Origin of the sequence: Oerskovia sp. Root918, assembly GCF_001428945.1 — a bacterium.
GTDB lineage: Bacteria > Actinomycetota > Actinomycetes > Actinomycetales > Cellulomonadaceae > Oerskovia > Oerskovia enterophila.
Genome location: NZ_LMJG01000004.1, coordinates 111,582 through 124,870, shown reverse-complemented (window position 1 = coordinate 124,870; position 13,289 = coordinate 111,582). Strand labels below are relative to the sequence as shown.

The 13,289-nt window shown below is 74.7% G+C and carries 9 protein-coding genes; 4 read left to right on the top strand and 5 right to left on the bottom strand.

All coding sequences use genetic code 11. From position 1 onward, the window contains the following. Nucleotides 1-34 precede the first annotated feature (34 nt). Nucleotides 35-1,108, bottom strand: a complete 1,074-nt coding sequence (gene nudC, locus ASE27_RS06525; RefSeq protein WP_235535371.1) for an NAD(+) diphosphatase — start codon at nt 1,106-1,108, stop codon at nt 35-37. 119 nt (nt 1,109-1,227) lie between these two features. Between nudC and ASE27_RS06520 the strand changes: the two genes are divergently transcribed. Next, nucleotides 1,228-2,151, top strand: a complete 924-nt coding sequence (locus ASE27_RS06520) for a phosphotransferase (RefSeq protein ID WP_056647752.1) — start codon at nt 1,228-1,230, stop codon at nt 2,149-2,151. Nucleotides 2,152-2,260: 109 nt separating this feature from the next. Then, a complete protein-coding gene (locus ASE27_RS06515; protein WP_162259220.1) occupies nt 2,261-2,692 on the top strand; it encodes a barstar family protein in 432 nt (143 codons plus the stop codon). Between the two features lie 145 nt (nt 2,693-2,837). Here ASE27_RS06515 and ASE27_RS06510 read toward each other — a convergent pair whose 3' ends face one another. From ASE27_RS06510 to ASE27_RS06500, 3 genes are all read right to left on the bottom strand, one after another. After that, nucleotides 2,838-6,455 carry an ATP-dependent DNA helicase gene (locus tag ASE27_RS06510; protein WP_082608627.1) on the bottom strand — a complete coding sequence of 1,206 codons (3,618 nt, stop codon included), beginning with the start codon at nt 6,453-6,455 and terminating at the stop codon, nt 2,838-2,840. Then, on the bottom strand, nt 6,452-9,898 hold the full coding sequence (locus ASE27_RS06505; protein WP_235535370.1) for a UrvD/REP family ATP-dependent DNA helicase: 3,447 nt from the start codon (nt 9,896-9,898) through the stop codon (nt 6,452-6,454). Before ASE27_RS06505 ends, ASE27_RS06510 begins: the two co-directional genes overlap by 4 nt. A 118-nt stretch (nt 9,899-10,016) precedes the next feature. Beyond that, nucleotides 10,017-10,904: a DUF3152 domain-containing protein gene (locus ASE27_RS06500; protein WP_056647749.1), complete on the bottom strand. Its 888-nt coding sequence runs from the start codon at nt 10,902-10,904 to the stop codon at nt 10,017-10,019. A 222-nt stretch (nt 10,905-11,126) separates the two neighbouring features. Between ASE27_RS06500 and ASE27_RS06495 the strand changes: the two genes are divergently transcribed. Together ASE27_RS06495 and ASE27_RS06490 are read left to right on the top strand one after the other, a co-directional pair. Continuing rightward, nucleotides 11,127-11,810: a TetR/AcrR family transcriptional regulator gene (locus tag ASE27_RS06495; RefSeq protein ID WP_056647934.1), complete on the top strand. Its 684-nt coding sequence runs from the start codon at nt 11,127-11,129 to the stop codon at nt 11,808-11,810. A 156-nt stretch (nt 11,811-11,966) separates the two neighbouring features. After that, a complete protein-coding gene (locus tag ASE27_RS06490; RefSeq protein ID WP_056647744.1) occupies nt 11,967-12,191 on the top strand; it encodes a DUF3107 domain-containing protein in 225 nt (74 codons plus the stop codon). A 138-nt stretch (nt 12,192-12,329) separates the two neighbouring features. Here ASE27_RS06490 and ASE27_RS06485 read toward each other — a convergent pair whose 3' ends face one another. Next, the gene (locus ASE27_RS06485) at nt 12,330-13,067 is read right to left on the bottom strand and encodes a ferritin-like fold-containing protein (protein ID WP_056647741.1); all 738 of its coding nucleotides are present in this window, start codon (nt 13,065-13,067) and stop codon (nt 12,330-12,332) included. Nucleotides 13,068-13,289 lie beyond the last annotated feature (222 nt).

Sequence of the window (13,289 nt, the reverse complement as noted above, 5' to 3'; positions counted from 1 at the left end):
GCCCGTCGAGCACCCTGGACGACCCTGTGGTAAGTCACTCCCCCGCGAGCGGACCCCCGAACCACTCCTCGACGAGCGCCCGCGCGATCGAGGAACGGCTCGGCAGCTTCACCTCCCCGCTCTCCGTGGCCCGGACGAGCTGCGCCCGGGTGAACCAGCGCGCGTCGGTGACCTCCTCGCCGTCGGGCCGGATGTCCGTCGTGAGCGCCGTGGCCGTGAAGCCCAGCATGAGCGAGGCAGGGAACGGCCACGGCTGGCTCGCACGGTAGACGACCTCCCCCACCTGGACGCCGACCTCCTCGGCGACCTCGCGCCGCACGGCCTGCTCGAGCCCCTCGCCCGGTTCGACGTAGCCCGCGAGCGTCGAGAAGCGTCCCTCGGGCCAGTGCGCGGCGTGGCCCAGCAGGAGCCGGTCCTGGCCGGGCCCCGCGCCCGGGTCGACGACCGCCATGATGACCGCCGGGTCCGTCCGCGGGTAGTGCTCGATGTCCTGCGCCACGCAGCGCCGCACCCAGCCCGCCGCGACGGGGACGGTCGGCTCGCCGCAGCGCGGGCAGCGCTCGTTGGCCGCGTGCCAGGCCGCGAGAGCCACGGCCTCGGTCGCGAGCCCCGTGTCGCGCGGACCGAGGCGCGAGGCCAGCTCGCGCAGCCCGGCCCACTCGTGCGCCCGTACCAGGACGGACAGCGGACCCGAGGGGTCCACGCCCTCGATGTCGAGGTCGAGGTCGTCCGCGTCGTCGGGCAGGAGGAGGGCCAGGAAGGACGTGCCCGACGGCGTGTCCTCACCCAGGAAGATCCAGCGCGGCGTGTTGCTGTGGTCACCCGTGGCCGCGTGGGGCTCGGGTACGGCGGCGACGTCCTGAGGGGTGGCGAGCGCGAGCCCGTCCGGTCCGGTCGCGAGCCGTCCGCGGTGGAGCAGGACCACACGGGTCGAGGGGTCGGCACGCAGCGTCGCGAACAGGCCCTCCTCGGTGCGGCGGTGCGCCGCACGGTCGAGCGCGGAGCGGGCGAGCGGCAGGTGCGCGGCGAACGCGCTGGGGCGCTCGACAGCTCCCGCCGGGGGCTGCGGGGTCGGGACGGGGGTTGCGGGCGAGGTCTGGTCGGTCACCTGTCGACCGTAGGTCACGCGGGACGCGCGGCGCTCGCAGCGCACACGGCGCGGCTCGCGTCGCGGACACACCTGCCGCCGAGGACGGCCCGTCGCTGCGCACCGACTACCGTGGACGCGTGCCACGCTCACCTCTCACCCTCGCCGCGCTCGCGACCGCAGCCGTCCCCGGCCTCGACGTCCGGTCCGTGCGACCGTCCGAGGCGACAGGGGACGACGACGTCGCGATCGTCACCGACGGCGACGGGCAGGAATGGGTCGTCCGGGCTCCCCGTACGCTCGCGGCCGGCGCCGCCCTCGAGGCCGAGACAGCCCTCCTGGACTCGCTGCGCCACTACGTGACGACGGGCGTCCTGTCCTTCACCGTCCCCGACGTGCTGGGCTACGCCCTGCTGCCCGAGGGCGGGCGCGCCGTGGTGCACCACCGGTACGGCGGCGTCCCGCTCGACCTCGACACCCTGCGCCCGGGCCCGGGGCTCGCCGCGGACCTGGGGCGTGTGCTCGCCGCAGTGCACGAGCTGCCGCAGTCCGTCGTCGAGAACGCGGGCCTGCCCGTCTACACGGCCGCCGAGTACCGCGACCGGCGCCTCGCCGAGGTCGACGAGGCCGCGAAGACCGGCAGGGTGCCCGCCCGGCTCCTGCGCCGCTGGGAGGCCGCGCTCGAGGACGTGTCGCTGTGGAAGTACCAGCCCGTCGTCGTCCACGGGGACCTCGGCGCGGGCCAGGTGCTCGTCGCGCGCGGACGCGTCGTCGCCGTGACCGACTGGGCCGAGGCGCGCGTGGCCGACCCCGCCGACGACCTCGCGTGGCTGCTCGTCGCAGCCCCGCCCGAGGCGATCGACTCGATCATGGAGGCCTACCAGCTGCGCCGCACCGAGCTCACCGACCCGCACCTGACGGACCGTGCGCTGCTCGCGGGCGAGCTGGCCCTGGCGCGCTGGCTGCTGCACGGGGTACGGCACGGGCTCGACGACGTGGTCGCGGACGCCGTGGACATGCTCCTGGACCTGGACGAAGTCACGAGCGGGGACGGCGAGGGCTAGGGCGTGTCTCCCAAGACGCCATTTGCGTAGCGTGTCGTGGGTGAGAAGGTCCTCGTCCAGGGCTGTCCCATCGGCAGGTCATGCTCGTGAACCTTTGACGAGTCTCCCTGTGACGGTGTTCTCTCGACGCTCGGAACTCGACGGGGCCGTTGAGGAGCTGGCTACCCGCGGGTTTCAGGTCGTAGTTCTTGATGCTGGTTCCTGGTCGACGGGCGCGGAAGTGCATCGCGATATCGCAGTGGCGTTGGACTTTCCTGCCTACTACGGCCGGAACCTTGATGCCCTGGACGACTGCCTGTCAGACGTTGTCGCACGGGAGTACGGCTGGCAGCCGACGGCCGCGGGCCTGGCGCTGTCGTTTCTCGGGTTCGACCGCTTCGCCGCGGCACTGCCTGACCTCGCTCCCGCCTTGGTGGACATCCTTGTCACCCAGGCGCGCGGCGCGGCCGAGGCTGGCGCCACGATGGCGTTGCTCCTACAGAGCGACGACCGTGAACTCGGCGGCGACTCGATGGGCGCTCCAGGTGCCGTTGGACTGTGACGAACGTGGCCCCTCGGACGAGCGCTCCGCTCACCAAGCGTCTTCGCGCGAGATGCGCTCGTCCTCGCTGTCGGTCAGCCGTTCGCAGGCAGCCGCGAGGCGCGTATGCCCGCTCGGGATACCTTCAGGTAGTGGGTTGTTGCCGTCAAACGCCCTGCCCTGCCACGAGCGCCTCCAGCTCGGCCGCGTCGAGCAGTCGCTCCGGTCGCACGGTCTCATCTGAGCCCAGGTAGTAGAACGCGGCGTTGACCTTCTCGACCGGCAGCCCGGACCAGCGCGACCACGCGAGCCGGTACACCGCGAGCTGGACCTCGCGCGTGCGCCGGGCCTCGGCGTCGCGCGGGGCCTTGCCCGTCTTCCAGTCCACGACGACGACGGCGTCCCTCGCCCCGCCAGCGTGCTCGGGGCTCTCGGGAAAGACGGCGTCGATACGCGAACGGAACATGATGCCGCCCACGGGGGTCTCGACGTCGACCTCCACGGCGATCGGCGTGCGCCCCGCCCACTCCGAGGCGAGGAACGTCTGCTGGAGCGCCTCGAGGTCCAGGTCCGGGGAGATGTCCTCGTCGTCGGCCCCCGGCAGGTCGTCGACGTCGAGCAACGACGACGACGTGAAGTACTGCTCGGCCCACAGGTGGAACTGCGTGCCGCGACGCGCATGCACCGTGGGTTGCGCGGGCACCGGGCGCCGCAGGTGGAGCGCGTACTCGCCCCGGTCCGCGGCCAGACGCACGAGCCCCGACGCCGAGATGTGCGCGGGGAACGAGATCTCGCTGCTGCGGGCGTCGCGGCGGTCACGCTCCTCGAGCAGGATGCGCGCGAGCTCGCGCAGGTCCGTGCCCGACGCGTCGAGCAGGGGGGCATGCCCCTCCGCCAACGAGCCTGCACCGGATCCGTCGCCCGCGTCGCTACCCGCAACAGCCACGAGCGAGGCGCGTGCGTCGATCCGTTCCCGGACCCGGTCCGCGGCGGCCCGCACGACCGCCCGGGCGCGCGGCTCGGCAGGTGGAGCGGCCGTCTCACCGATCGTGGCCGGCGCGCTCTCGTCAGCCCCAGGTTCCCCGCGCGGCCAGTCCTTCTCGTGGACCAGCTCGTCGCGCGGGTTGGTCTCGTCCTTCGCGGGCATGCCGGCCCAGTCGGCGTCGCTGATGATGCCGGCCTCGGCCAGCTCCACGAGGAACGGCGAGGGCGTACGGGGCTTGGTCGCGTCGCGCCACCACGACCCGGCCAGCAGCAGCTCGGCGCGGGCGCGCGTGAACGCCACGTACGCGAGCCGACGCTCCTCGTCGACCTGGTGCTCACCGCTCGCCGCGAGGAACTCCTTGCGCCGCCCGTCGAGGTCCTTGGCGTCCTCCGCGACCTCGAAGTGGAAGACGGGCAGGTCCTCCGCGTCACCGCGCAACGGGTACGGGAGGTTGCCCAGCCCCGTGAACCAGCCGCTGTCGGTCGGCCCCTTGTCCCCCACCGCGGTGTTGGGGAAGATCCCGTCGACCATGCCCGGCACCGCGACGACGTCCCACTCCAGGCCCTTCGAGGCGTGCACCGTGATGATCTGCACCGCGTCGGGGTCCGGCTCGCGCACGGGCAGGTCGAGACCCCGCTCCTGGGAGCCGGCCGTGCCGAGCCATGCGAGGAAGGCGCCGAGCGTCGGCAGGTCCGCCGACTGCGAGAACGTCGCGGCGACGTCACGGAACGCGTCGAGGTGCGCGCGTCCCCGGTCGCCGACCTCCTCGCCGAACCCGCCCGCCGCGAGCGTCGCCGCGGTGGTCACCTCGATGTCGAGGCCGAGCGCCCGCTCGGCCTGCGTGACGAGCTCCGGCAGGGACAGGTACGTCTGCCCGCGCAGGTCGCGCAGGACCGTGGACAGCGCGGCCAGCCGCGCGTGCCCCTCCTCGGTGAGCTCGCGCCCGTCCCGGGCCGCGCGTCCGGGCGCGGGCAGGTCGTCGAGCGCGTCGACGATCGACCGGTGGTCGACCACGTCTCCCTCGACCACGGTGAGCGTCCCGTCCTCGGCGACGCCGGGCAGCTCGCCCTCCCCCGACGCACCGGACGGACCATCGGGTGCGGCGCCGTCGGACGCGAGAGCGCCCGACAGACCGCCGGGACCGCCCGAGGCGTCCGACGTGCCCGTCGACGGGCGCCGCGCCGCGTCTCGGCGCGCCAGGTCTGCCGCCCAGCTGCTCAGCGCGTGCAGGTCCGCCGCGCCCAGGTTGAGTCGCGGCCCCGTGAGGATGCGCATGAGCGAGTCGCCGCGCGACGGGTCGTGCGCGACCTCGAGCAGGGCGACGAGGTCCACGACCTCGGGGGTCGAGAGCAGGCCGCCCAGGCCGACGACCTCGACCGGCAGGCCCTTGGCCCGCAGCGCGACCTCCATCGCGAGGAACTGGGAGCGCGCACGGCACAGCACGGCCGCGGTCACGCGTTCCTGGCGGCGCGTGCGCGGGCGCCAGCGTTCGGCGACGAAGTCCGCGACCGCGGCGGCTTCCTCCTCGAGCGTCGCGGCGTAGACGCCGGTCACCACACCGCGCCCGGCCCCCGGGCGTTCGTCGAGCTGCGGCACAGGCACGCGCGTAGCCCCCTCGCGCAGCGGCGCGGCCGTGACGTTGGCCGCCGCGAGGACGGCCCGGTCGTTGCGCCAGGACGTGCTGAGGTACTGCACGTCGGCGGGGGCGCCCGTGCTGCCGGGGCCTGTTGCGCGGAACCGCTCGGGGAACCGCGCGAGGCCCGACGCGCTCGCGCCGCGCCAGCCGTAGATCGACTGGTTCGGGTCGCCCACGGCTGTCACGGGATGTCCGCCGAACAGCGCGCACAGGAGCTCGACCTGCGCGTACGACGTGTCCTGGTACTCGTCGAGCAGCACGACCCCGTACCGCGCCCGCTCCCCTGCTCCCACCGCGGGTACGGTCCGGGCGAGCCGAGCCGCGATCGCGACCTGGTCCCCGAAGTCGAGCGAGTCCGAGGTCCGCTTGCGCTCCTGGTAGGCCTCGACCACGTCGAGCAGCCGGTGGCGCTCACCGAGCGAGCCCAGGAGCCTCTTGACCTCGGCGTAGTGCTCGGTGCGCCTGCCGCCGAGAGGCGTCGCGAGGATCGAGTCGACGATGCCCGTGATGCCCTCGCGGGCCTCGTCGGGGCTCAGCAGGTGCTCGCTCAGCGCGCCGGACAGCGACAGCACCGCGCCGACGACCGTGGAGAACGCCGCCTCGGTCTGGAGGTCACCGGCCCAGCTCTCGACGACCTCGGCCGCGAGCTGCCACTGGCTGGCCTCCGAGAGCAGCCGCGCGCCGGGCTCGATCCCGATCCGCAGCGCGTGGTCCCCCACGAGCGAGGCGGCGTACGAGTTGTAGGTCGAGATCGCCGGCCGGTCCAGCATCGACAGCGCCGCGCCGTCGTTGCCCAGCGCGCGATCGAGCTGCACGAGGCGCGACTGGACGCGCTCCGCGAGCTCGCCCGCTGCCTTGCGCGTGAACGTCAGCCCGAGCACGGACTCCTTGGCGACCCACTCGTTCGCGATGAGCCACACCACGCGCGCCGCCATGGTCTCGGTCTTGCCCGACCCGGCCCCGGCGACGACGAGCAGCGGCGCGAGGGGCGCCTCGATCACCGCGACCTGCTCGTCGGTGGGCCGAGGACGACCCAGCATCTCTGCGATCCGCACGGCCGAGAAGCGTGGCTCGGGCAGCTCGCGCGTGCCCTCCCCGCCGGCCCCGGCCGGGACTCCGACCGCCCCGAGGTCGAGCTCGTCGAACAGCGACTCGGCGCTCATGCGATCACCTGGCGGCCTTCCGTCATCAGGGGGCAGGAGCGTCGCACGGGGCACACCGAGCACAGCTTGTTCTCCCGGGCCGTGAACACCGAGTCGGCCATGGTGTCCGCGACGTCCTCGACGAGCTCGCGCGCCCAGCTCGTCCCGTCGGGCTCGGGGTCGAGCGCCGGCTGGGTCCGCAGCCCGGCGTCCTTGCCATCGCCGACGAACACGAGCTGCGCGCCCGCGCTGTGCGTGCCCTCGGGCAGGTCGAGCGCACCGCCCTCGACGGCAAGCTGGTAGGTGCCGAGCTGGGGATTGGTCACGGCCTCCGTGACCGACGGCTTGGTCTTGCCCGTCTTGAGGTCCGCGACGCGCACCGCGCCGTCACCGGCGTCCTCCACCCGGTCGATGACCCCGCGCAGCACGGCACGGCCGATCTCCAGCTCGAACGGCGCCTCGACGAGCAAGGGCTCGCCCGAGGCCTGCAGGTACCCCGCGAGCCGACCGACCATGTCCTCGGCCTTGTGGCGCGTCTGGGTCGTGGGCCAGCCCGGCGTGAGCGCGAGCTCGGGCCAGCGGCGGTCCAGCTCGGCCGCGAGCTCGGAGTGCGTGCCGCGCGGCGCCTCCTGCGCGATCGAGTGGACCAGGTTGCCGAGCGACTGGGCCGTCGCGTCGGGGGCCGTGCCTCCCGCGCTCTCCACGGCCCAGCGCAGCGCGCACCTGCTCACCGACTCGACCTTGGACGGCGAGATCATGACCGTGTCCTCGGGGCCCCACAAGGGGTCGGTGCTCGAGACGGGGTTCACGCCGTACCAGGACTCCGGCCGGGCCTCGCCCACGCCCGCGAGCGCCAGGTCGGCGAGCAGCTCGGCGAGGGCCTCGGGTCGCTCGGGGTCGCCCGGGTCCCCCACGTCTCGCGTCGAGCCGTCCCCGCCCACCATCTCCTCCACGAGCAGGCTGCGCGCCGAGGCCACGAGCCCGCGCAGGTCGAGGGGCTGACCGACCTGGACGCGGCGCGGGTCCCGCTCCTCCTCGGGGAGCACCGGCCCGTCCCCGTCGCCACCGTCCTGAGGCACACCACCCGCCCCCTCGGCGGCGTCGTCGGGCCCCGCGGGCGGGCACACGAGGTCGACGAACGGTGAGGGCACCTCGTCGACGTCGCTCACGGCCGTGACGAGCAGACGACGTGACGCACGCGAGGTCGCGACCGCGAACGAGCGCAGCTCGTCGGTCAGGACGGCCCGCCGAGCGTCGGGTCCCAGGCCGTGCGCGTCCTGCGAGCGCCCCGCGAGGAGCTCGACGAGCGCCTCCGACCCGAGCAGGGAGTCGCGCAGGCGCAGGTCCGGCCACACGCCGTCCTGGACGCCGGCCACGACCACTACGTCCCACTCGCGGCCCGCCGCCCCGGCGGGCGTGAGCGCCGCGACGGAGTCCGTCCCGGCGGCCCGGGCCGCGAGCGAGTCGGCCGGCAGGTCCTGGGACTCGAGGTACTCCACGAACGCCGACGGCGGAGCGCCCGGCATGCGGTCGACGAACGTCTCTGCGGCGCGGAAGAGCGCAAGGACGGCGTCGAGGTCGCGGTCGGCGCGCGCGCCGACCGCTCCACCGCCCAGCGCGGCGTCCCGCCAACGGTCCGAGAGCCCGGTCGCGCTCCAGATCGCCCAGAGCACGGTCTGGGCGGTCGCGTCGGGGGCGAGCGTGGCCTCCCGTCCGGCGGCGATCACCCGGGCGACCGCCACGGCACCACGACGAACGCTCGCGGGCAGCGTCGCAGCGCGCGACGCGTCGAGCAGGACCTCGACCAGGAGGGCGTCCGACGTGCGCCCGCCGCCCGACCCGAGCTCCTCGGCCCGCAGCGCCCGGCGCAGGCGGCGCAGCGCGACCACGTCCAGGCCGCCCACGGGCGAGGTCACGAGCGCGGCCGCCGTCACGGGGTCCAGCTCGTCGAAGCTGGTGCTGTGGGCCGGCACCTCCCGCTCGATCAGGGTCTCGGCGGGGTCGCCCACGTCGCGGGTCACCGCGTCGTCGATCCCGGCCGTGCCCCGCACGCCGTCCAGCCCTCGCGAGTATCCGGCCGGAGGCAGGCCCACCGCGACGCGCATGATCGCGAGCAGCGGCGTGACCGCGGGCTCCTCGCGCAGCGGGACGTCCGAGCCGAGGATGCCGACGGGCACCGACGCCGCGATGAGCGCGCGCCGGAGGGTCGCGAGCTGCGACCCCGCGCGACAGACCACGGCCATGCGCCCCCAGGGCGTGCCGTGCAGCAGGTGCTCGGCCCGCAGCTCACGGGCCACGTACGCGGCCTCCTCCGCGCCGCTGCCGAGCAGCGCGACCGACGCCCCGCGGGGCGCCCCGCCCTCGGGGACGGGAGCCGGCGAGGCCGCAGCCCCACGGTGGACCGCCCCCGCGACCGTGCCGATCTGGGTCGTCACGGTCCGGGTGACGTCGCGTAGCGCGACCTCCTGACGCCAGGCCGTCCCGAGGACCTCGACGCGCGCGTCGAACTCGCCCGTCGCTGCCCGACGACGCACGGGGGCGCTGGCGCGACCGACCAGCCCCGGGCTCGCGCCACGGAAGGTCTGGACCGCGGTGTCCGGGTCCGCCAGGAGCACGAGACGCGCACCCGCGTCGTGCACCACGCGCAGGAAGCGCGCGGTCGCGATGGTGGCCTCCTGGTAGTCGTCCACGACGACCACGTCCCACGTGGGCCGCGGCGCGCCCGTGACCTCGTCCTCCCAGGCGAGCAGCGCCTCCGCGGCCTCGTCGACCACGACCGCCGGGTCGTAGCGCGCGCCCAGGTCCGGGGTCCCGACGCGCAGCGCCGTCACGTCGAGGTACTCCTGGTAGACCTGCGCGGCGGTCCGCCACTCGGGGCGCTCGTGCGCCGCACCCAGGTCGTCGAGGTCAGCGGGGGTCAGGCCGCGCTCGGCCGCGCGCATCAGCAGGTCGCGCAGCTCCTGACGCAGGCCGCGCAGGGCCAGCACCTCCTCCGGCAGACCGTCCGGCAACCGCAGCGGCACGCCGTCCCCGTCGAGGTGCCCCGCGAGGAGCTCGGCCAGGAGGAGGTCCTGCTCGGGGCCGGAGATGAGCGTGGGCGGCGGCTCGCCGATCGCGGCCGCGCGCGCACGCAGGACCGCGAAGGCCGCGGCCGCGGCCGTGCGCACCATGGGCGCGCTGACCGTCCGGTCCGCGCGCGCCGACAGCCTGTCCCGCACCTCGGCCGCCGAGCGTCGGGACGCCGCGATCACCAGGACGCGTGCCGGGTCGACGCCCTCGCTCAGCGCCTGCGCGGCGACCTCGATGGCCACGGTCGTCTTGCCCGTCCCGGGAGCCCCGACGACCAGGGTCGCCGGTTCCGTGCGCGCCGCGTCGAGCGCGGCCCGCTGGGTCGCGTCGAGCCGGACGGGCGCCGTGGAGGCGGTGTCCGGCAGGACGAGGCGGAGGTCCGGGTGGTGCAGCACGGGAAGATCTCATCACGAGCCACCCACACTCCGGTGCCCCCGGCGAGGGCCCCACCCGAGCCCGCTCCGGCGTCCCGGGCGGCGCCACCGGCAGCCGCTGGAAGAACACCCTGCCCGGCTACCCGAGCGTCGGCCACCCGTTGGGCAGGCAGCCCTCGGTCGACATCGACTGCTGCACCATGACGGGGGCGAGCGTCCCGGGCGCGGGGCAGCTCACGTGCCGGTGACCCAGCACGTGCCCGACCTCGTGGTTCACCAGGTAGTGCCGGTAGAGCCCCATGTCGCCGTCGAAGTCGGAGGCCCCCTCGACCCAGCGCGAGAAGTTGAGGATCGCCGCACCCGTCACACCGCACGAGTACGTCCCGCCGGTCTTGAGCGGGGCGCACATCCGGTCGGTCGTCGCCGGGCTCGCCAGGACCACGCGGATGCTCGCGTCACCTCCCGTCCGGGCGAACGTCACACCGTCGACCGGTCCCCAGCCCCGTGGGTCGTTGAGGGTCGCCATGACGGCCGCCGCGAACGTCTCGCCGTCCACGGGCAGCCCCGCCTCGACCTCGATCCGCACGGTCTTGACCGTCCCGGCCCCCGGCGCCGCGACCTCCGCGGGCACGACCACGAGCGCGCCGCCCAGGTCCGGCACCACCTCGGTCCCGACCAGGCCCGACCCCGCCTCGATCTCCCGTTCGAGCACGAGAGGAAGCGACCCGGGTCCGTCGAGCCCCAGCTGGGGGTCGCGGACGGACCGGCTCGCGACGTCCTCACCCCGGGGCTCGGGCGCCCCGCCGGTCGCGTCGCCGGCATCCTCCGTCGTGTCGCCCGCCGCGGGGGTCCCGTCGCCCGCCTGCCCGACGGCGCCGCTCACCGGGGCATCCGGCCCGCCGTCCGCCACCGCGCCGGCGGCGGCACCGGGCGCTCCCGGCAGGAGCGCCCCCGCACCGAGCCCCCCGGCCCCGAGTCCCGCCAGCAGCCCGACCGACGCGAGGACGAGAGCAGGACCACGCCGCATCCCGCGTCTGCGGACCCGTCCCAGACGCGCCCGGGCGCGCGACCTGCGCGAGGTGCGCGGCGCCGTCGGGCTGGAGAACGAGTCCTGACCTGCACCTTCATGCCACTGCGGGGCGCCCTCCGGGCGTCCCCTCGATCCGTCGTGGGGGGCTTCCGGGGGCATCACGTGTCCATGATCGCACCGCCCGTCACGGCCCGTCGCCGCTGCCCGTACTATCGCCGCATGTCGGGGGTCGCAGAGAAGTCGAGAACCACACGGTCCATACCCGTGCGCATGCCGCGGGACGAACGGCGCGCGCAGCTGCTCGCCGTCGCCGAGCGTCTGTTCTCCGACCACGGCTACCACCACATCACCATGGACGACATCGCGGACGGCGCCGGGGTCAGCAAGCCCGTGCTCTACCGGCACTTCCCGTCCAAGCTCGACCTCTACATGGCCCTGGTCGACGAGCAGGGCGCGGCCCTGGTCCGCTCGGTGCGGGCCGTCCTGGCGCCGTTCCGCTCCGCGGCCCCCGGCACGTCGTCCGAGGACCTCGACGCCCTCGCGGTCGACGGGCTCGCCGTGATCGAGGGGATCGTGCGGGCCTACGTCGACTACGCGCGGTCGGCCGGCCCGTCGGCCGGGCTCCTGTTCGAGTCCGACGTCATGCGCGACCCGGGTGTCCGGGCCCGCGTGCTCGAACCCGACGAGGTCAACGCGCGCGAGTTCGCCGAGGTCCTCGGCCGGCTCACGTCGCTCACCGAGCAGGAGGCGCTCGTGGTCGCCCGGACCTGCACCGCGATCGCCCGGACCGCGGCGACCGAGGCCGTCCGCGCCGGGAGCGACGTGACGACCGCCGAGCTCACCCGCCTGCTGCCCGCGCTCGCCTGGCGAGGCGTCCACGGGATGCTCCGCCGCGACGCCTGACGGGTCGGGGTCGCGGGAGGCCCTCAGCAGGGCCCGCGCGCGCCCTCACCAGCGCGGGAGCACCGGAGGTCCTCGGGAATCTCGTTAGTATCGGAGGAGTTGTCGACCAGTGGCCGGCGGGATCACCCGCGGGCGACGCTCGCGAAGGAGAATCACGTGGAAGTCACCATCGGTGTGCAGAACTTGGCCCGCGAGCTCGTGATCGAGACGGAGGAGACCACGGAGGCTGTCGCCGCCGCCGTCTCGGCCGCCCTGGCGGGCGGTCCGGCACTCGAGCTGCTCGACTCGCGCGGTCGCCGCGTCATCGTCCCGACGTCGTCGATCGGCTACGTGGAGATCGGTACCGAGGAGCAGCGTCGGGTGGGCTTCGGCTCCCTCTGAGAGCTCACGCAGAACGAGGGCGGTGCCCCGGCCGGTCGGCCGGGGCACCGCCCTCGTTCTGCGTCGCGACGGTCGCTGGGCGCTCAGGCCGCGAGGCTGTGCACCACCCGCTCAGGCCGCGAGGCCGACCCGGACCGCTCAGGCCGCGAGGCCCAACCGCCCCATCCTGCGCGTGTGCTCCGCCGTCAGCTGCGAGAAGACCCACGCCTGGCGGTCAGCGGCCGTCCCCGTCGCGTCTGCGGCTCCCGGGGTCCCCGCCTCGGTACGGTGCCCCGCGCCGTCCGCGAGGAGCCTGCTCAGCCCCTCACGCTCGGAGAGCAGCGTCTGCACCAGCCCGAGCGCCTCGCCCACGAGCCGCCGTCCCCACAGGGCGAGCCGCGACGCGAGCACGGGGTCCGCCGCCGCGGCGTCCGCGATGACGGTGGCCGAACGCTCGGAGTCGACGCCGTCCGAGAGGATCTCGAGGACCAGGTCGCGCGACTCGTCGTCGAGCCCGTCCGCAGCGAGGCGGCAGAAGTCGTCGGCGACACCGTGACCGACGTACCCCTTGAGCACGCCTTCCCACCAGGTGCTCGACGGCGTCCGCGCCTCGAAGTCGTCGAAGATGCCGTCGAACGCGCCCATCTCGGCCTCGGGGTCGGCGCCCAGGTCGGCGATGCGCTCGAGGACGCGCTCGTGGCGCGCGAGCATCTTGCCTGCGTGGCGCGAGAGCTGGTGGCGCTGCGCGAGGGTCGGAGCGTGCGCCGCGTCGGCCGCGAGACGGCCGAAGGTCGCGAGCTCGGTGTAGGCGATGAGGCCCAGCAGACCGATCGCGTCACGGTCCGTGGCGAGCTTCTCGGTAGCGACGGACGGGTCGTGGTGCTGCGGCTCGCTCATCGGGTCAGGATAGTCGAGTCACGCCGAGCGTCCCCGTCGTGGGACGCGACATGACGGGCAATGATCGGCTTGACGGGTGCCGTCCGATAGTATGGGGGGGTACATCGGTTGCCCGGTCGTCCGAATCCCCGGTCCCCGGTGGGTGCTCGTGAGCCCCACCCCGTGCCGAAAGACTTGCGAACGACACTGCACGACGCCGACCTCGGTCGGTGCGCGCGGGCG

Coding starts and splice junctions, on each gene's coding strand:
- ASE27_RS06510 (WP_082608627.1), bottom strand. CDS start 6,455: ATGAGCGCCGAGTCGCTGTTCGACGAGCTCGACCTCGGGGCGGTCGGA.
- ASE27_RS06500 (WP_056647749.1), bottom strand. CDS start 10,904: ATGCGGCGTGGTCCTGCTCTCGTCCTCGCGTCGGTCGGGCTGCTGGCG.
- ASE27_RS06495 (WP_056647934.1), top strand. CDS start 11,127: ATGTCGGGGGTCGCAGAGAAGTCGAGAACCACACGGTCCATACCCGTG.
- ASE27_RS06485 (WP_056647741.1), bottom strand. CDS start 13,067: ATGAGCGAGCCGCAGCACCACGACCCGTCCGTCGCTACCGAGAAGCTC.